Here is an 18,992-nt window from a genome sequence, read left to right as displayed (position 1 = left end):
GGCCCCGCCCCCCTACTGTGTTTTATTCCCCCCCCCGGCGGGGGGGGGGGGGGGGGGGGGGGCCCCCCCCCCCCCCGCCCCGCCCCCGCCCTACATCTCCCCCAGCGTGACCTCGACAGCCTTCTTGCTGCCGTCCCGGTCGTACGTCACCGAGACCTTCTGGCCGGGCTTGTCCGAAGCCAGCGCCGTGGACAGCGAGTTCATCGTGGTGATGTCGGTGTCGCCCAGCTTGGTGATGATGTCCCCGGCCTTCAGCCCGGCCTTGTCCGCCGCACCGCCGTCGGTGACGGAGACGATCGCCACACCCGCGGGCTGGAAGTTGTCGTCGACGACCGTACGCGCGGTGATGCCGAGCGCCGCCCGGCCCGAGTCGGTGACCTTGCCGTCCTTGATGATCTGGTCGGCGATGTTGGTGACCGTCGACGAGGGGATGGCGAAGCCGATGCCCGGGGCCGCGCTGTCGCCCAGGTCGGGGTCGGTGGCGGCCAGGGTCGGGATGCCGATGACCTGGTCGTCCAGGTTGACCAGCGCGCCGCCGCTGTTGCCGGGGTTGATCGCCGCCGAGGTCTGCACCATGTTGGCGATGGTGGCCCCGGTGCCGCCGCCCGTACGGCCCTCGCTGACGGTCCGTCCGGTGGCGGAGACGATGCCCTGCGTGACGCTGCTGGAGAGGCCCAGCGGGGAGCCCATCGCCAGCACGATCTGGCCCATGTCGACCTTGGACGAGTCGGCGAACTTCGCCGGCTTCAGCCCGTCGGGGATCTTGTCCAGTTTGACCACGGCGAGGTCCTGGTCGGGGTAGCTGTAGACCAGCGAGGCCGTCAGCTGCTCGCTGCCGGTGGCGGTGGTGACCTTGAAGGTCTTCGCGCTGCCGACCACATGGGCGTTGGTGACGATGTGGCCCTTGTCGTCGTAGACGATGCCGGAACCGAGGTCCTCCTCGGCCACGATCTGGACGACCGAGGGCAGCACGTTCTTGATCGTCGACTGATAGTCGCTCTGCAGATCTCCGCCACTCTCCGAGGAGGAGCCGGAGCCGGAGCCGGAGGACGACGAAGAGGTCGACGAGGACGAGGACGACGATCCGGAATCCGAGCCGGAGCCGGAGCAGCCGCCGACCAGGGCAATGGCGCAGACACCTGCGCTCAGGGGCAGCGTCAGCCGCCGCGTGCGTGATCCATACATGCCCGAAGTGTCTCTTTTGCCCCCTGGGTTCGGCCTGCTGTGCGCCGCCGATCAGGGGGTGGGGGAGGGGGGTGGGATCAGCCCCGTACGCCGCACAGATGCAGCAGCGCGGCCACCCGGCGATACGGATCCGTGCGCCCGGCCCGGTCCTCGGCGGCCAGGATCCGGTCCAGCTCCTGGGCGGGCGGCAGCTCCTCGTCGTTGCCGACGAGGTCGGTGAAGACCCGCACGCCGTACCAGGCGTGCAGCGGTGCGGCGATCCCGGCGAGCGTCGCCGTCAGCGCGTCCAGGCGGTCGGCGCGGACGTCGAGGCCGAGCCGGTTGGTGTAGGAGTCCGTGTCGAACGCCGCCAGCGCTCCGGACCAGTCCCCGGCGAGCCCGGGCCGCATCGCGAGCGCGTCGGCGTTCCGTACGAGCAGCGAGAGCAGACCGCCGGGCGCCAGCATCCGGGCCAGGCCCGCGAGCATGGCGTCGGGCTGGCCCACGTACATCAGGACCCCGTGGCAGAGCACCACGTCAAAGCTGCCGGGAAGGAAGTGCACGCCGGTCTCCCGGCCGTCGCCCTCCAGGAAGCGCACCCGCTCGCGGATGCCCTCGGGCTCGGTGACCAGTGCGTCACGGGCCACCTTGAGCATCTCGGCGTCGGATTCCAGGCCGGTGACCGTGTGACCGGCGCGGGCCAGGCGCAGCGCCTGGGTGCCCTGGCCCATGCCGACGTCGAGTATCCGCAGCCGCTGGCCGACCGGGAACCGTACGGCTATCTGCTCGTCGACCTGACGGGCGACAAGCTCCTGGCGCACGGTGTTGCGCAGCCCGCCCAGGCCCTTCAGCCAGACGGACGACGCACCTTCGAAGCCCAGGGCTTCCGTGCTGCTCAGGGTCGCTCTCCGCGCTTGACCTGCGGCTTCGGCAGACGCATCCGGCGCATCTGCAGGGTGCGCATCAGGCCGTAAGCGACCGCGCCGCGCTTGGGCTCGTCCGGGAAGCGCAGGTTGATCTGCTTCTTCAGCCGGAACCAGAGGCCCACCGAGTCGACGACGATCAGGACGATCACGAAGAGCCAGAGCAGCAGCGCGATGTTCTGGATGCCCGGGACCTGCACGATCGACAGGACCAGGATGATCACTGCCATCGGGAGGAAGTACTCCGCGATGCAGAAGCGCGAGTCGACGAAGTCGCGGGCGAAGCGCCGGACCTTGCCCTTGTCGCGGGCGGGCAGAAAGCGCTCGTCACCGCTGGCGAGGGCCTCGCGCTGCTTGGCGAGGTCCGTCCTGCGGACCTCCCGCTGGCGCTTGGCGGCCTCTTTGCGGTCGGTCGTCGGCGTGACGGCACGGCGCCTCTGGGACTGCGCCGCGCTCCGCTTGGGAGTGGGGCGGCCCTTGGGGGCCTGCGGGTCACGGGAGAGGTCCGTCGTCACCTTGTCGGTGGAGGCCTTCTCGTCATTGGTATTGGCGCGGCTTCGGAACACAAAGCCCAAGGGTACGGGGTGACGTGCATGGACCCCAGCCTCAGGGGGAACGATCCCGCAACGGTGGGTTTCGAGGGGGGTTGCCCCGGGGTCCCCCGGGAGTTCCCCTACGGTCACCTACTCCCTACGCCTGACGGGATCGGGGAGCAGTCGTCCTTGGGGAGGAGCGCATCCGCTCCCGAACAGTGCGGTAATAGAGACAGGGCCCGTACTGTGGGTTCAAGTGCTGGAGCTGAAGTCCGTACAGAAGGGGGCGCGCGAAGCCCATGAGCGGTGTCATGAAGCGTATGGGGTTGATCTTCCGCGCGAAGGCCAACAAGGCCCTGGACCGGGCTGAGGACCCGCGCGAAACCCTCGATTATTCCTACCAGAAGCAGCTTGAACTGCTGCAGAAGGTGCGCCGCGGCGTCGCCGACGTGGCGACCTCCCGCAAGCGCCTGGAACTGCAGCTGAACCAGCTCCAGGGCCAGACCTCCAAGCTGGAGGACCAGGGCCGCAAGGCGCTCGCCCTCGGCCGCGAGGACCTGGCGCGCGAGGCGCTGTCGCGCCGTGCGGCGCTGCAGCAGCAGGTCTCCGACCTCGAGGTGCAGCACCAGACGCTGCAGGGCGAGGAGGAGAAGCTCACGCTCGCCGCCCAGCGGCTGCAGGCCAAGGTCGACGCCTTCCGTACGAAGAAGGAGACGCTGAAGGCCACGTACACCGCGGCCCAGGCGCAGACCCGTATCGGCGAGGCGTTCTCCGGCATCTCCGAGGAGATGGGCGACGTCGGCCTCGCGATCCAGCGGGCCGAGGACAAGACCGCCCAGATGCAGGCCCGCGCCGGCGCGATCGACGAGCTCCTGGCCTCGGGTGCGCTGGACGACCCGACCGGCATGGCGAAGGACGACCTCACGGCCGAGCTGGACCGGATCTCCGGCGGCAGCGACGTCGAGCTGGAGCTGCAGCGGATGAAGGCCGAACTGGCGGGCGGCCCGTCTTCGCAGCAGGCTATTGAGGGTGGTCCCCAGGACCAGCAGACCCCGAAGTTCGACAAGCAGTAAGGACGGGCGGCGACATGATCGTACGGATCATGGGGGAAGGCCAGCTTGATCTGGCGGACGGCCATATCGCCGAGCTGAACAAGCTGGACGACGAACTGCTCGCCGAGATGCAGAGCGGTGACGAGGAAGGCTTCCGCCGGACGCTGAGCGCGCTCCTGGATGCGGTACGAAGGCTGGGCAGCCCCCTGCCGGACGACGCCCTGGAGCCCTCGGAGCTGATCCTCCCGTCCCCGGAAGCGAGCCTCGACGAGGTCCGCGAGATGCTCAGCGACGACGGCCTGATCCCGGGCTGACCCGTTGTCCTCGATCGCCGGACGGGCTTGATGGGGCACGAAAATCAAGCCCCTCCGGCGTTTGAGGAGCGGGGGTCCGGGGGCGGAGCCCCCGAAAAGCGGGGTCCCGGGCGCAGCCCTGGCTTCGGCAAGGGGGCGGGATCGGGGATGTTCCCCGCCGGTACGCGCGCCCCCGCGCACCCCGTACCGTTGTCCCCCGTGAGCACCCCGCCGCCGGCACCCCCCGCCTTCACGCGCCTGCGAGCCTGGCTGCGGATCCACCCCCTCGCCCTGGACGCCGCCCTCGCCCTGGCCGTACTCATCTGCATGGTCCTCGGCTCCTTCATCGACCCCCGAGGCCCCGACGGCCACACCTTCGTCACCCGCACCCCCGAAACCCTCAGCCTGATCCTGATCGTGATCGGCGCGGGCGCCCTGGTGCTGCGGCGCCGCGCTCCGATGGCGGTCCTCGCGGTGACCTGCTCCGTCACCGCCGTGGAGCTCGTCTTCGCCGTACCGCCCGCGCCCGTCGCGATGAGCGCCGTCGTCGCGCTGTACTCCATCGCCGCGCGCACTGACCGCCCCACCACCTGGCGCGTGGGCCTGCTCACGATGGCCGTCCTCACCGGCTTCGCGATGGGCTTCAGCGAGGCCCCCTGGTACTCGCAGGAAAACCTCGGCATCTTCGCCTGGACCGGCATGGCCGCCGCCGCAGGCGATGCCGTACGCAGCCGCCGCGCCTTCGTCGACGCCATTCGCGAGCGGGCCGAGCGCGCGGAGCGCACCCGCGAGGAGGAGGCAGGGCGCCGCGTCGCCGAGGAACGGCTCCGCATCGCCCGCGATCTGCACGACGTCGTCGCCCACCACATCGCCCTGGTCAACGTCCAGGCCGGAGTGGCGGCCCACGTCATGGACAAGCGCCCGGACCAGGCCAAGGAAGCACTCGCCCATGTACGGGAAGCCAGCCGGTCCGCGCTGAACGAACTCCGCGCCACGGTCGGCCTCCTGCGCCAGTCCGGCGACCCCGAGGCCCCCACGGAACCGGCGCCGGGCCTGGCCCTGCTCGACGACCTGGTCGACACCTTCCGCAATGCGGGCCTCCCCGTCGAAGTGGCCCGCACCGATGCCTCCGCGAGCCTCCCCGCCGCCGTCGACCTGGCGGCGTACCGGATCATCCAGGAGGCGCTGACCAATGCGCAGAAGCACGCGGGCGAGGGGGCCAAGGCCGAGGTCAGCGTGGTCCGCGTAGGGCAGTGCCTGGAGGTCACGGTCCTCGACGACGGAGCGGGCACCGGCCCCCACGACGCGGTGGAGCCCGAGGAGGGCGGCGGCCACGGCCTCATCGGCATGCGCGAGCGGGCCACCGCGCTGACCGGCTCCTGCTCGGCGGGCCCCCGCTACGGCGGCGGCTTCCGCGTCCATGCGATCCTTCCGGTCAAGACCGCCGCAGGGGAGAGCACATGACGATCCGAGTGTTGCTCGCCGACGATCAGGCACTGCTCCGCAGCGCGTTCCGCGTCCTGGTGGACTCCGAGCCCGACATGGAGGTCGTCGGGGAGGCGGCGGACGGCGCCGAAGCCGTCGCGCTGGCCCGCTCCACCAGGGCCGATGTCGTTCTGATGGACATCCGGATGCCCGGTACGGACGGCCTGGCCGCCACCCGCCTGATCAGTGCGGACCCCGAACTGGCCGCGGTACGCGTCGTGATGCTCACGACCTTCGAAGTGGACGAGTACGTCGTCCAGTCGCTCCGCGCCGGGGCCTCGGGCTTCCTCGGAAAAGGGGCGGAGCCGGAAGAACTGCTCAATGCGATCCGCATCGCCGCAGCAGGCGAGGCGCTGCTCTCGCCGGTCGCGACCAAAGGCCTGATCGCCAAGTTCCTCGCGCAGGGCGCCGGTTCGGCGGACGGCCCGGGCCCCGAGGCGTACGCCGGACGGCTCGAGGCGCTCACCGTCCGCGAGCGCGAGGTCCTGGTCCAGGTCGCGGGGGGTCACTCCAACGACGAGATCGCCGAACGCCTCACGGTGAGCCCGCTGACCGTCAAGACCCATGTGAACCGGGCGATGGCGAAGCTCGGGGCCCGCGACCGGGCCCAATTGGTGGTAATCGCCTACGAATCGGGCCTGGTCCACCCAGGGTCGTAGCAGCGGCGTACTGCGCCTGCTGTATGCGCCGGATAAGGAAGAGACCTGCGAGCGACGAACCGGTCCCTCCTCGTGGCCGAAGGTATAGACGGGCACCCGACTGTGCCCTCCTGCCTCGTACGCCACAGAAGAGAGACCCCATGTCCTGGCTGGCAAAATTCAGCCTCGCGCAACGGGCCCTGATCGGGCTGATATCGATCGTCGCCGTCGTCTTCGGTGCGATCGCGATCCCGCAGCTCAAGCAGCAGCTGCTGCCCACCATCGAGTTCCCGATGGTGTCGGTGATCGCCCCGTACCAGGGTGCGTCCCCCGATGTGGTCGAGAAGCAGGTCGTGGAGCCGCTCGAGAACACCATCAAGGCCGTCGACGGCGTCAAGGGTGTGACCTCCACGGCGAGCGAGGGCAACGCCGTGATCATGGCCCAGTTCGACTACGGCAACGGCACCAAGCAGCTCGTCGCCGACGTCCAGCAGGCCGTCAACCGCGCCCGCGCCCAGATCCCCACCGAGGTGGACCCCCAGATCGTGGCCGGTTCCACGGACGACATCCCCACCGTCGTCCTCGCGGTCTCCTCCACCAAGGACCAGCAGGCGCTCGCCGACCAGCTCGACAAGTCGGTGGTCCCCGCCCTCCAGGACATCGACGGCGTGGGCCAGGTCAGCGTCGACGGCGTCCAGGACCTCCAGGTCGCGGTCACCCCCGACGACAAGAAGCTGGCCGCCGCCGGACTCAACACGCTCTCCCTCAGCCAGGCGCTGCAGGCGGGCGGCGCCACCCTGCCGGCCGGCAACTTCTCCGAGGACGGCAAGAGCCGTACGGTCCAGATCGGCGGCGGCTACACCTCGGTGCAGCAGATCACCGATCTGCGCATCGCGCCCCAGCCCCAGTCGGCAACGGGCAAGCCCGGCAAGCCCGTTCGCCTCGGCGACGTGGCGACGGTGAAGGAGCAGCCCGCCACCGCGGTCTCCATCACCCGCACCAACGGCAAGCCCAGCCTCTCCATCTCGCTGACGATGGACCAGAACGGCAGCGCGGTCGGCATCTCGGACGCGGTCAACGACAAGCTGCCCGAGCTGCGCAAGACCCTCGGCTCCGACAGCGATCTGACCGTCATCTTCGACCAGGGCCCTTCCGTCTCGAAGTCGATCTCCGGCCTGACCACCGAGGGCGCCCTCGGTCTGCTCTTCGCCGTGATCATCATCCTGGTCTTCCTGGCCTCGCTGCGCTCCACCCTGGTGACGGCGATCTCCATCCCCCTCTCGGTCCTCCTCGCGCTGATCGTGCTGTGGACGCGTGACCTCTCCCTGAACGTCCTGACCCTGGGCGCGCTGACCATCGCGATCGGCCGGGTCGTCGACGACTCGATCGTGGTCCTGGAGAACATCAAGCGGCACCTCGGTTACGGCGAGGAGCGCGAGTCCGCGATCATCGCCGCGGTCAAGGAGGTGGCCGGAGCGGTCACGTCCTCCACCCTCACCACGGTCGCGGTCTTCCTGCCGATCGGCCTGGTCGGCGGCATGGTGGGCCAGCTCTTCGGCTCGTTCTCCATCACGGTGACGGCCGCCCTGCTCGCCTCCCTCCTCGTCTCGCTCACCGTGGTCCCGGTCTTCTCGTACTGGTTCCTGCGCGCCCCCAAGGGCTCGGAGGGCGTCGACCCTGAGGAGCTCCGCCGCAAGGCGGAGGAGAAGGAGGCCCGCAGCCCGCTGCAGCGCCTCTACGTCCCGGTGCTGCGCTTCGCCACAGGGCGCCGCATCACCAGCCTGGTCATCGCGGCGGTCGTCCTCGTCGGCACCGTCGGCCTGGCCTCCGGTCTGAAGACGAACTTCTTCGACCAGGGCGACCAGGACACCCTCACGCTGAAGCAGGAGCTGACCCCGGGCACCAGCCTGGACGCGGCCGACGTGGCGGCGAAGAAGGTCGAGAAGGTCCTCGACGGGATCGACACGATCAAGGACTACCAGGTCACGGTCGGATCCTCCGGCTTCATGGCGGCCTTCGGCGGCGGTACGGGCGCCAACCAGGCCTCGTACCAGCTCACCCTGAAGAGCGCGTCGGACTACGAAGCCACCCAGGACCGGATCGAGAAGGACCTCGCGGAGCTCGACGGCATCGGTGACACCACCGTCGGTTCGGGCGGCGGCTTCGGCGACCAGGACCTGAGCGTCGTGGTCAAGGCCGGTGACGGCGAGACGCTGAAGAAGGCGTCCGAGCAGGTACGGGACGCCGTCGCGAGCCTCAAGGACGTCAAGGACGTCGAGAGCGACCTCTCCCAGTCCGTCCCGCGCATCTCCGTGAAGTCCACTGCCAAGGCGGCCGACGCGGGCTTCAACGAGACGACGCTGGGCGCGGCCGTGGCCCAGGCGGTACGCGGCACCACCTCGGGCAAGGCGATCCTGGACGACACCGAGCGCGACATCGTGGTGAAGTCCTCGCACCCGGCCACCACACTGGACGAGCTGCAGAACCTGAGCCTGGGCGCCGTCAAGCTCGGCGACATCGCCGAGGTGAAGCTCGTACCGGGTCCGGTCTCGATGACCCGTATCGACGGCGCGCGCGCCGCGACGATCACGGCGAAGCCGAAGGGTGACAACACGGGAGCGGTCACGACCGCCCTCCAGTCCAAGATCGACGAGGTGAAGAAGAAGCTCCCCGCGGGCGCGAGCGTCGAGATCGGCGGTGTCTCCTCGGACCAGAGCGACGCCTTCGTCAACCTGGCGCTGGCCATGCTGGCGGCCATCGCGATCGTCTTCATGCTGCTGGTGGCGACCTTCCGCTCGCTGATCCAGCCGCTGATCCTGCTGGTCTCCATCCCGTTCGCGGCCACCGGCGCGATCGGCCTGCTGGTGATCACCGGCACCCCGATGGGCGTCCCGGCGATGATCGGCATGCTGATGCTCATCGGCATCGTGGTCACCAACGCGATCGTGCTGATCGACCTGATCAACCAGTACCGCAAGCAGGGCATGGGCGTCATCGAGGCCGTGGTGGAAGGCGGCCGCCACCGACTGCGTCCCATCCTCATGACGGCCCTGGCGACGATCTTCGCGCTGCTCCCGATGGCGCTGGGCGTCACGGGCGAGGGCGGCTTCATCTCGCAGCCGCTCGCCGTGGTGGTGATCGGCGGTCTGATCACGTCGACGCTGCTCACCCTCCTGCTGGTCCCGACGCTGTACGCACTGGTGGAGCTCCGCAAGGAGCGCCGGGCGGCCAAGAAGGAGGCCAAGCGGGCCAAGAAGGCCGGAATCCCGGCCCAGTCGGACACGGAGCAGGAGACCGCGAAGGTCTGAGTTCCTTCGTACGACAGCGAGAGGCCCCGGCACCGTTTTCTCGGTGCCGGGGCCTCCCTGCGTCACTCGCGTATGCGCTACGGAAGCGCCAGCATCCGCTCCAGCGCCAGCTTCGCGAACTGCTCCGTCTCGCGGTCGACCTCGATGCGGTTGACCAGGTTCCCCTCGGCGAGGGACTCCAGCGTCCACACCAGGTGCGGCAGGTCGATCCGGTTCATCGTCGAGCAGAAGCAGACCGTCTTGTCGAGGAAGGCGACTTCCTTGTCCGGGTGGGCGTTGGCCAGGCGGCGCACCAGATTCAGCTCGGTCCCGATCGCCCACTTGGAGCCGGCCGGGGCCGCTTCGAGGGCCTTGATGATGTACTCCGTCGAGCCGACCTCGTCGGCCGCCGAGACGACCTCGTGCTTGCACTCGGGGTGCACCAGGACCCGTACGCCGGGAATCCGCTCGCGGACGTCGTTCACCGAGTCGACCGAGAAGCGCCCGTGCACCGAGCAGTGCCCGCGCCACAGGATCATCTTCGCGTTGCGCAGCTCCTCGACGGTGAGCCCGCCGTTCGGCTTGTGCGGGTTGTAGAGGACGCAGTCCTCCAGGGACATCCCCATGTCGCGGACCGCGGTGTTGCGGCCCAGGTGCTGGTCGGGGAGGAAGAGGATCTTCTCGCCCTGCTCGAAGGCCCACTCCAGCGCGCGCTTGGCGTTGGAGGAGGTGCAGATCGTGCCGCCGTGCTTGCCGGTGAAGGCCTTGATGTCGGCGGAGGAGTTCATGTACGAGACGGGCACGACCTGCTCGGCGATGCCGGCCTCGGTCAGTACGTCCCAGCACTCCGCGACCTGCTCGGCCGTCGCCATGTCGGCCATCGAGCAGCCGGCGGCCAGGTCGGGCAGCACGACCTTCTGGTCGTCGGAGGTCAGGATGTCGGCCGACTCGGCCATGAAGTGCACGCCGCAGAAGACGATGTACTCGGCCTCAGGCTTCGCGGCCGCGTCCCGGGCGAGCTTGAAGGAGTCGCCGGTGACGTCGGCGAACTGGATGACCTCGTCGCGCTGGTAGTGGTGGCCGAGCACGAAGACCTTGTCCCCGAGCTTCTCCTTGGCCGCGCGGGCGCGCTCCACCAGATCCGGGTCGGACGGCGACGGCAGGTCGCCGGGGCACTCCACGCCGCGCTCGCTCCTGGGGTCGGCCTCACGGCCGAGCAGCAGCAGCGCGAGAGGGGTGGGCTGTACGTCGAGATCCTGACGGGGCTGGGCGGTGGTCACGACACGCACCCTTTCTGTTCTCCAGAGCAACTTCTCGTCGAATTGACGTTATCTATCATAACTGCTTCACGTCACCCTGACGATGGCGGTCGTGTCGATGTGACGCATCCCGCTGAGCCCGCCCTGTGCCCCCGGCGAATCGGGTGTGCGAGCATGAAGGGGAAGACCGCGCGAAAGCGCATGCTCGGCCCGGAATGAATCCGCGGCCCCGCCGGTTGCAACCGTCGGCAAGCAGTCCGTACAACCCGGGAGTGAAGCAGATGTCCGTATCGGACGAGAAGACCACTGTCAGCGACGGCATCCTCCTGTCCGAGGCTGCCGCGGGCAAGGTCAAGGCCCTGCTCGACCAGGAAGGCCGTGACGACCTCGCACTGCGCGTCGCCGTCCAGCCCGGCGGCTGCTCCGGCCTCCGCTACCAGCTCTTCTTCGACGAGCGCTCGCTCGACGGTGACGTCACCAAGGAGTTCGACGGCGGCGTCAAGGTCGTCACCGACCGCATGAGCGCCCCGTACCTGGGCGGCGCCTCGATCGACTTCGTCGACACCATCGAGAAGCAGGGCTTCACGATCGACAACCCGAACGCCACGGGGTCCTGCGCCTGCGGCGACTCGTTCAGCTAGTCGGAGCCCACGAAGGCGGCGGCCCGGGGAACCGGGACCGCCGCCTTCGGCATGTCCGTACCGCCGCCGCGGGAGCTACGTCCGCGGGACCGTCTGTCCGCTCGCAGCATCCACGACCTTACGGTCGCCCAGCGGCTTCTCCAGCGTCACCGTCCGCGTCAGATCCTTGGCGATCATGATGCAGACCCGGCCCTTGTCCTTCTTCTCCGTCACCGTCACCCGCGCCGCCGACCCGGCCTCGCTCGCCTGAGCGGTGTAGGTGCTGCACACCCCGCCCCAGAAGTGCACGGTCAGCTCGCGGCCGTCGGCGGAGTAGGACACGATGTGCCGACCGTCGCCGTGGGTGCCCGTACCCGGATGGTTCTGCTCCTCCGTGGGCTTGGCCGATGGCGCGATGAACTTCGGGTCCACCGCGGGGTGCGTGATGGTGAAGTGCCGGGCCCCGCCTGCGGGTTTCACCTCGAAGAGCCACGACGGCACGAGCGCCTGCTGCCCGTCCACGAACTCCACCGCGAGCCCCAGCCGTGCGCCGCTGATCGTCAGCGTCTGCGGGGGCGTCTTGGGCTGCGTACGGCACGGGCTCTGTGCCTTCTGCCGGTTCTCGCCGCTCTCCCCGTTCAACTTGTCCAGCGGCGCGACCGTGGCGCACCCGCCGACACCGCCTGAACTGCTCCCGGAATCACCCGAGTTGAGTTGCTTCAGCGCATCGGACGCACTGACCAGCGGGTACTCCGCACCCTTCGCCGGCTGCTTCAACTGGCCGCTGCCACCCACCAGTTGGCCGCCTACGCCCACCTGGATCCCGGTCATCCAGCCATACGTGGGCAGCCCGTCGATCACCGGCTCGGCGTTCACCACCCGTACGGCGCCCATCAGCTGGCTCGCGTCGAGCTTCGCGTCGTCCTGCCCCAGCGCCTTCAGCAGCGGAGCGGCCGCGGCCTTGGCGGCCTGCTCGCTCACCGCCGCGCCCTCGCCGCTGGGCGGCACCTCGCCCCGGCCGGCCCGCGCGTACGTCCAGGTGCCCGGCGCCGCCCTGTTGACCTGCAGCGTCGGCCCCGGCGCCGAGGACCCCATCTTCCAGACCGTGCCCTCCAGGCGAGGCGTGCCCGCAACCCCGAGCGCCCCGGCGAGCTTCGCCACCTCATCGGCGGAGACCGTGCCCTGCGCGCGGTAGACCGCCGCACTGTCGGGGCCGTCCGGGAGCTTTCCGTCCGCCCGGTACACGGTCCGGCCGCCGGTCGGATCCGGCTCCCCGGGCGCGATCCCGGGCGAGCCGCCCTGGGAGGCGCCGCTGTCGAGCGCCAGCGGGGGAGGGGACCCCTTCGCATCGGGCGCCGCGCTGCTCTTCGTACCACCGCCGCCGCCGAAGGCGGTCGACGCCCAGTACGCGCCACCGCCACCGGCCAGCAGCACCGCTGCCGCGACCGAGGTGACGGCGAGCGGGGATCGCCGCCGGGGGCTGCTCACCACGTCGTTGTCGGGTCGCTCGCTGCTCACCGCACGCTCCTTCGTCCGTACTTCCCGTTCCGTGCCGTACGTCTTCTCCCCTCAACGGGGGACACGGGTGGGACGGAGCGGGGGAGCGCACGGTTCCCTTCGCGCGCTCCTCAGTCGCCGTACTCCGACATGGAGTCGATCAGACGGGCGGAGGCGGGCGGCACGGTGATGCCGTGAATCAACGACGGATGCACCGGTTCGGGCAGCGGGGCAGCGGGCACGACCCAGTGCGGAGCCATGCGGGCGCAGTCACCGCGCAGTTCGATCAGGCTGAGTTCTACGAGGTTGGCCATATCCGCACCGTACGCACCTGGGACGCTGCGAAAAAAGCCCTACTATCAGGTAGTTTCCCGGCTTCGGCCCACGCGCGCCGACCCGGTAGCGTGAAGTGTCAACCTCCCTCCTCCACAGGAGCGTCCTCGCCGTGCGCATCGCAGTCACCGGCTCCATCGCCACCGACCACCTCATGACCTTCCCCGGCCGCTTCGCCGACCAACTGGTCGCGGATCAGCTGCACACGGTCTCCCTCTCCTTCCTGGTCGACAACCTCGACGTGCGGCGCGGCGGTGTCGGCGCCAACATCTGCTTCGGCATGGGCCAGCTCGGCACCAAGCCGATCCTGGTCGGCGCGGCCGGCTCGGACTTCGACGAGTACCGCGCCTGGCTCGACCGCCACGGCGTCGACACGGGCTCGGTCCGTATCTCCGAAGTCCTGCACACCGCGCGCTTCGTCTGCACCACGGACGCCGACCACAACCAGATCGGCTCCTTCTACACGGGCGCCATGAGCGAGGCCCGCCAGATCGAGCTCCACTCCGTGGCCGAGCGCGTGGGCGGCCTGGACCTGGTCCTGATCGGCGCCGACGACCCCGAGGCGATGCTCCGGCACACCGAGGAGTGCAAGTCCCGCTCGATCCCCTTCGCCGCGGACTTCTCCCAGCAGATCGCGCGCATGTCGGGTGACGACATCCGCACGCTGCTCGAGGGCGCGACGTACCTCTTCTCCAACGAGTACGAGAAGGGCCTCATCGAGTCGAAGACCGGCTGGACCGACAAGGAGATCCTCGGCAAGGTCGGCCACCGCGTCACCACGCTCGGCTCGCGCGGCGTGCGCATCGAGGCCGTCGGCGCCGATCCCATCGAGGTCGGCTGCGCCGAGGAGGACGCCAAGGTCGACCCGACGGGCGTCGGCGACGCGTTCCGCGCCGGCTTCCTCTCCGGTCTGTCGTGGGGTGTCGGCCTGGAGCGCGCCGCCCAGATCGGCTGCATGCTCGCCACCCTGGTCATCGAGACGCTCGGCACCCAGGAATACACCCTGCGCCGCGCCCACTTCATGGACCGCTTCACCAAGGCGTACGGCCACGAGGCGGCGGCCGAGGTCGAGCCCTTCCTCGCCGCCTAGGCCGTCTAGTTCAGGCGCCGCACCCGGTAGGCGGTCCCGCCGCCCACCGGGTGCGCTCCCACGTACTCCTGCGAACGCATGTCGCACCAGGCCGGGATGTCGAGCCGCGCGGCCTCGTCGTCGGCCAGCACCGTCACCACCCCGCCGACCGGTACGTCGCCGATGACCTTGGCGAGCTCGATCACCGGAATCGGGCACAGCTTCCCCAGCGCGTCCACCACCAGGTCCTGCGCGGAGCCGCTCCCGGGGGTCCCGGCGACCGGAGCCCCCAGCTGCTTGCGTACGCCCTCCACCGCGCCCGGCAGCACCTCCAGGAACCGCTCCACGTCGGCCTCGGCGGCCCCCACCGGCAGCGACACCCGCACGTTCCCCTCCGAGAGCACCCCCATCGCCTTCAGCACATGACTGGGCGTCAGCGTGGAGCTGGTGCACGAGGACCCGGAGGACACCGAGAAACCGGCCCGGTCGAGCTCGTGCAGCAGCGTCTCCCCGTCGACATAGAGACAGGAGAAGGTGACGAGATGCGGCAGCCGCCGCACCGGATCCCCGACCACCTCGACGTCCGGCACGGACTCGGCCACCCGCGCCCGGATCCGGTCCACCAGGGCGCGCAGCCGCACCGATTCGGCCGCGGCCTCGGCCCGTACGGCACGCAGCGAGGCCGCCGCGGCGACGATCGCCGGGATGTTCTCGAAGCCGGCCGCCCGCCCCGACTCCCGTTCGTCCGCCGGGCCTTGCGTCGCGAACCTCACACCCTTGCGTACGGCAAGGAGCCCGACCCCCGCCGGTCCGCCCCATTTGTGCGCACTCGCGGTGAGCAGCGACCAGGGCGCGTCGACCGCACCCCAGGCCAGCGACTGCGCGGCGTCCACCAGCAGCGGCACCCCCGCGTCCCGGCAGGCCCCGGCCACCTCGGCGACGGGCTGCACGGTGCCGACTTCGTGGTTGGCGGACTGAAGGCAGGCCAGTGCGGTGTCCCCGCGCAGGGCCGCGGCGAACGCGGAAGCGGTCACCGCCCCGCTCCGCCCCACCGCCACCTCGGTCACCGAACCGCCGTCCGCCGCATGGGCTGCCGCCGAATGGAGCACCGAGGAATGCTCGACCGCCGAGACCACCAGATGAGCTCCGACACGCCGACGCCCCGCAAGCGCCCCGGCGATTCCGGCGTGCACGGCGCGCGTCCCCGAAGAGGTGAAGACGAGTTCGTCGCTCCGGCACCCGACGGCCTCCGCGGCGGCCTCGCGCGCCGCGTCGAGGAGCAGTCTGGCGCGCCGGCCCTCCCGGTAGAGCCGGGCGGGATCGGCCCATCCCTCGTCCAGCGAGGCCTGCAAAGCCTGGCGTGCGACGGGATGCAGGGGTGCGGAGGACGCGGCATCGAAGTAGGACACGCCGCCACGCTAACTCCCGCCGCGCACCCGCAGCTCCTCCGCCCGGCGTGCGCGCGTACCCGCCGTAAGGGGAGGGCCCGTCAGATACCCGTCGGAAGCGGGGATTCCATCCCTTTGGGGAGTCGGACGGCGCGTTGGGCACCCTCCCCGCGCGACCCCAAATGGCCTCCAGTAGGGTTTGGTCCGCATAAACATCCAAACCCCTGCCCGCGCAGGATCCGGCGACCGACGAGAGAGACGGCCGCAGGGCCGCACGGGCGAGACTCTCGGGAAGGCGCTACGTGAGTCCCAACGGCTCCGACCGCTCGTCGCGGCGCCCGATGCGGCGGAAGCTGCTCCAGGTGCTGACCGCGGGCGTGGTCCTTGCGGCCGCCTCTGGTTGCACATCAAAGGACTTCCCCCGCCTCGGTATGCCCACCCCGGTAACGGAAGAGGCGCCTCGGATCCTCTCCCTCTGGCAGGGCTCGTGGGCGGCAGCGCTCATCACGGGCGTGCTGGTGTGGGGATTGATCATCTGGAGCGTCATCTTCCACCGGCGCAGCCGCACCAAGGTGGAGGTACCTCCGCAGACCCGGTACAACATGCCCATCGAGGCGCTGTACACCGTGGTCCCCCTCATCATCGTCTCGGTGCTCTTCTACTTCACCGCGCGTGATGAGTCGAAGATCCTCAAGCTCTCCCCGACCACACCGGCCGTCACGGTCAACGTGGTCGGATTCCAGTGGAGCTGGGGCTTCAACTACGTCGAGGACGTCGACGGCGACGCTTCAACAGGCGACGCCGCCAAGTCCAAGGAACTGGCCGACATCCCGGACCGCTTCCTCAAGCAGTTCCCGGCCGGCGCCGAAGGCGTATACGACGTCGGCACCCCGGGCACTCGTAACCCGCAGAACGGCAACCCGGGTCCGACCCTGTGGCTGCCGAAGGGCGAGAAGGTGCGCTTCGTTCTCACCTCGCGCGACGTCATCCATGACTTCTGGGTGGTGCCGTTCCTGATGAAGATGGACGTCGTCCCGGGCCACACCAACTCCTTCGAGGTGACCCCTTCTCGTGAGGGCACCTTCAAGGGCAAGTGCGCCGAGCTCTGCGGCACCGACCACTCCCGGATGCTCTTCAATGTGAAGGTCGTCTCCAAGGAGAGGTACGAGCAGCACCTCAAGGACCTGGCGAAGAAGGGCCAGAACGGCTACATCCCCGCCGGGATCGCGCAGACTGGCCACGCCAAGAACGCGGAGACGAACAACCTGTGAGCATCCTCAACGAACCCCAGGGTGCCGCGGCAGCAGACTCCTACGAGAGCGAGCAGCCGGTACGGCGCAAAGAGCCGGGAAAGATCGTCGTCAGCTGGCTGACCACCACTGACCACAAGACGATCGGAACGATGTACCTGGTCACGTCGTTCGCGTTCTTCTGCATCGGCGGGATCATGGCGCTCTTCATGCGCGCCGAACTCGCCCGCCCCGGCACGCAGATCATGTCGAACGAGCAGTTCAACCAGGCGTTCACGATGCACGGCACGATCATGCTGCTGATGTTCGCGACGCCGCTGTTCGCCGGATTCGCGAACTGGATCATGCCGCTGCAGATCGGTGCGCCCGACGTGGCGTTCCCGCGGCTGAACATGTTCGCGTACTGGCTGTACCTCTTCGGCTCACTCATCGCGGTCGGTGGCTTCCTCACCCCGCAGGGCGCGGCCGACTTCGGCTGGTTCGCCTACTCCCCGCTGTCGGACGCGGTCCGCTCACCGGGCGTCGGCGCCGACATGTGGATCATGGGTCTGGCCTTCTCCGGCTTCGGCACGATCCTCGGCTCGGTCAACTTCATCACCACGATCATCTGCATGCGCGCCCCTGGCATGACGATGTTCCGTATGCCGATCTTCGTGTGGAACGTCCTGCTGACCGGTGTTCTGGTCCTGCTGGCCTTCCCGGTGCTCGCCGCCGCGCTCTTCGCGCTGGAGGCGGACCGCAAGTTCGGAGCGCATGTATTCGACTCCGCCAATGGCGGGGCATTGCTATGGCAACACCTCTTCTGGTTCTTCGGCCATCCAGAGGTGTACATCATCGCCCTACCATTCTTCGGAATCATTTCCGAAGTGATCCCAGTGTTCTCCAGAAAGCCGATGTTCGGTTACATCGGCCTCATCGGAGCAACCATTGCGATCGCCGGCCTGTCCGTGACCGTGTGGGCCCACCACATGTACGTCACCGGCGGAGTGCTCCTGCCGTTCTTCTCCTTCATGACGTTCCTGATCGCCGTCCCAACAGGCGTGAAGTTCTTCAACTGGATCGGCACGATGTGGAAGGGCTCACTGTCCTTCGAGACACCGATGCTCTGGGCCGTCGGCTTCCTGATCACCTTCACCTTCGGTGGTCTGACCGGCGTCATCCTGGCCTCGCCCCCGATGGACTTCCACGTCTCGGACTCGTACTTCGTGGTCGCGCACTTCCACTACGTCATCTTCGGCACCGTGGTGTTCGCGATGTTCTCCGGATTCCACTTCTGGTGGCCGAAGTTCACGGGCAAGATGCTGGACGAGCGGCTCGGCAAGATCACCTTCTGGACGCTGTTCGTGGGCTTCCACGGCACGTTCCTGGTGCAGCACTGGCTGGGTGTCGAGGGCATGCCGCGTCGTTACGCCGACTACCTGGCGGCCGACGGGTTCACCGCCCTGAACACCATCTCGACGATCTCCTCGTTCCTGCTCGGCCTTTCCATGCTGCCGTTCCTCTACAACGTGTGGAAGACCGCCAAGTACGGCAAGAAGGTCGAAGTCGACGACCCGTGGGGCTACGGCCGCTCGCTCGAGTGGGCGACGTCCTGCCCGCCGCCGCGGCACAACTTCCTCACCCTGCCGCGGATCCGCAGTGAATCCCCGGCATTCGACCTGCACCACCCGGAGATCGCGGCTCTCGACCAGCTCGAGAACCACGGTCAGAAGGACACCGCGCTGCTCGGCGGAAAGGTGGTCGGCAAGTGAAGGTCCAGGGAAAGATGTTCCTGTGGCTGAGCTTCTTCATCCTCGCCATGGCGGTCGTCTACGGCGTCTGGTCGAAGGAGGCCGCGGGTACCACGGCGCTCTTCATGGCCTTCGGCCTGAGCGTCATGATCGGCTTCTACCTGGCCTTCACGGCCAGGCGGATGGATGCGTCGGCTCAGGACAACAAGGACGCGGACGTCGCGGACGATGCCGGTGAGCTGGGCTTCTTCGCCCCGCACAGCTGGCAGCCGCTCTCGCTGGCCGTCGGTGGCGCACTCGCCTTCCTGGCGGTCGCCATGGGCTGGTGGCTGCTGTACTTCTCCGCACCGCTGATCATGGTCGGTCTCTTCGGCTGGGTCTTCGAGTTCTACCGCGGCGAGAACCAGAACCAGTAGCACCTGTTCCACGTACGACGAGGGGCCCGGTCACCGTTTCAGGTGGCCGGGCCCC

At 69.1% G+C, this 18,992-nt stretch carries 17 protein-coding genes; 10 read left to right on the top strand and 7 right to left on the bottom strand.

What is annotated here, in order from left to right; translation table 11 throughout:
- Positions 1–90 precede the first annotated feature (90 nt).
- The 3 genes from AB0H78_RS30085 to AB0H78_RS30075 form a co-directional block, all read right to left on the bottom strand.
- Entirely contained in the window at positions 91–1,185 is a 1,095-nt protein-coding gene (locus tag AB0H78_RS30085; RefSeq protein WP_363237800.1) for a trypsin-like peptidase domain-containing protein, read from the bottom strand.
- Between the two features lie 77 nt (positions 1,186–1,262).
- Positions 1,263–1,985 carry a methyltransferase domain-containing protein gene (locus tag AB0H78_RS30080; protein ID WP_363237799.1) on the bottom strand — a complete coding sequence of 241 codons (723 nt, stop codon included), beginning with the start codon at positions 1,983–1,985 and terminating at the stop codon, positions 1,263–1,265.
- Between the two features lie 74 nt (positions 1,986–2,059).
- Complete coding sequence (locus AB0H78_RS30075; protein WP_363237798.1) at positions 2,060–2,653, bottom strand: DUF3043 domain-containing protein; 594 nt, start codon at positions 2,651–2,653, stop codon at positions 2,060–2,062.
- A 266-nt stretch (positions 2,654–2,919) separates the two neighbouring features.
- On the opposite strand from AB0H78_RS30075, the gene AB0H78_RS30070 reads away from it, so the two are divergent.
- From AB0H78_RS30070 to AB0H78_RS30050, 5 genes are all read left to right on the top strand, one after another.
- Positions 2,920–3,693, top strand: a complete 774-nt coding sequence (locus AB0H78_RS30070; protein ID WP_363237797.1) for a PspA/IM30 family protein — start codon at positions 2,920–2,922, stop codon at positions 3,691–3,693.
- Positions 3,694–3,707: 14 nt separating this feature from the next.
- Entirely contained in the window at positions 3,708–3,986 is a 279-nt protein-coding gene (locus AB0H78_RS30065; protein WP_363237796.1) for a hypothetical protein, read from the top strand.
- Positions 3,987–4,184: 198 nt separating this feature from the next.
- Positions 4,185–5,429, top strand: a complete 1,245-nt coding sequence (locus tag AB0H78_RS30060) for a histidine kinase (RefSeq protein ID WP_363237795.1) — start codon at positions 4,185–4,187, stop codon at positions 5,427–5,429.
- Complete coding sequence (locus AB0H78_RS30055) at positions 5,426–6,109, top strand: response regulator transcription factor (protein WP_363237794.1); 684 nt, start codon at positions 5,426–5,428, stop codon at positions 6,107–6,109. The genes AB0H78_RS30060 and AB0H78_RS30055 overlap by 4 nt, the downstream gene beginning before the upstream one ends.
- 140 nt (positions 6,110–6,249) lie before the next feature.
- The gene (locus AB0H78_RS30050) at positions 6,250–9,396 is read left to right on the top strand and encodes an efflux RND transporter permease subunit (protein ID WP_363237793.1); all 3,147 of its coding nucleotides are present in this window, start codon (positions 6,250–6,252) and stop codon (positions 9,394–9,396) included.
- Between the two features lie 77 nt (positions 9,397–9,473).
- On the opposite strand, the gene nadA is transcribed toward AB0H78_RS30050, so the two are convergent.
- The gene (nadA, locus tag AB0H78_RS30045; protein ID WP_363237792.1) at positions 9,474–10,664 is read right to left on the bottom strand and encodes a quinolinate synthase NadA; all 1,191 of its coding nucleotides are present in this window, start codon (positions 10,662–10,664) and stop codon (positions 9,474–9,476) included.
- Between the two features lie 251 nt (positions 10,665–10,915).
- On the opposite strand from nadA, the gene AB0H78_RS30040 reads away from it, so the two are divergent.
- Positions 10,916–11,275, top strand: a complete 360-nt coding sequence (locus tag AB0H78_RS30040) for an iron-sulfur cluster assembly accessory protein (RefSeq protein WP_206963115.1) — start codon at positions 10,916–10,918, stop codon at positions 11,273–11,275.
- A 75-nt stretch (positions 11,276–11,350) separates the two neighbouring features.
- On the opposite strand, the gene AB0H78_RS30035 is transcribed toward AB0H78_RS30040, so the two are convergent.
- Both AB0H78_RS30035 and AB0H78_RS30030 read right to left on the bottom strand, forming a co-directional pair.
- Positions 11,351–12,772 (bottom strand): hypothetical protein, encoded by a 1,422-nt coding sequence (locus AB0H78_RS30035; protein ID WP_363237791.1) that lies wholly within the window; start codon positions 12,770–12,772, stop codon positions 11,351–11,353.
- A gap of 110 nt (positions 12,773–12,882) precedes the next feature.
- Complete coding sequence (locus AB0H78_RS30030) at positions 12,883–13,065, bottom strand: hypothetical protein (protein ID WP_363237790.1); 183 nt, start codon at positions 13,063–13,065, stop codon at positions 12,883–12,885.
- A 131-nt stretch (positions 13,066–13,196) separates the two neighbouring features.
- On the opposite strand from AB0H78_RS30030, the gene AB0H78_RS30025 reads away from it, so the two are divergent.
- Positions 13,197–14,174: a carbohydrate kinase family protein gene (locus AB0H78_RS30025; protein ID WP_363237789.1), complete on the top strand. Its 978-nt coding sequence runs from the start codon at positions 13,197–13,199 to the stop codon at positions 14,172–14,174.
- Between the two features lie 5 nt (positions 14,175–14,179).
- Here AB0H78_RS30025 and AB0H78_RS30020 read toward each other — a convergent pair whose 3' ends face one another.
- On the bottom strand, positions 14,180–15,562 hold the full coding sequence (locus AB0H78_RS30020) for an aminotransferase class V-fold PLP-dependent enzyme (RefSeq protein ID WP_363237788.1): 1,383 nt from the start codon (positions 15,560–15,562) through the stop codon (positions 14,180–14,182).
- Between the two features lie 281 nt (positions 15,563–15,843).
- On the opposite strand from AB0H78_RS30020, the gene coxB reads away from it, so the two are divergent.
- Genes coxB through AB0H78_RS30005 form a run of 3 tightly spaced genes read left to right on the top strand, consistent with a single transcriptional unit; the run spans position 15,844 to position 18,937 of the window.
- Entirely contained in the window at positions 15,844–16,812 is a 969-nt protein-coding gene (gene coxB, locus AB0H78_RS30015) for a cytochrome c oxidase subunit II (protein ID WP_363237787.1), read from the top strand.
- Positions 16,809–18,542, top strand: coding sequence for a cytochrome c oxidase subunit I (gene ctaD / locus AB0H78_RS30010; RefSeq protein WP_363237786.1), 1,734 nt, complete (start codon positions 16,809–16,811; stop codon positions 18,540–18,542). The genes coxB and ctaD overlap by 4 nt, the downstream gene beginning before the upstream one ends.
- Positions 18,539–18,937: a cytochrome c oxidase subunit 4 gene (locus AB0H78_RS30005; RefSeq protein WP_363237785.1), complete on the top strand. Its 399-nt coding sequence runs from the start codon at positions 18,539–18,541 to the stop codon at positions 18,935–18,937. Before ctaD ends, AB0H78_RS30005 begins: the two co-directional genes overlap by 4 nt.
- Positions 18,938–18,992: the final 55 nt, after the last annotated feature.

It is taken from the genome of Streptomyces sp. NPDC050738 (genome assembly GCF_040654175.1).
In the GTDB taxonomy this organism is placed as follows: domain Bacteria; phylum Actinomycetota; class Actinomycetes; order Streptomycetales; family Streptomycetaceae; genus Streptomyces.
Note: the sequence above shows the minus strand (reverse complement) of the source record. Positions and strands in the feature narration are given on the sequence as shown.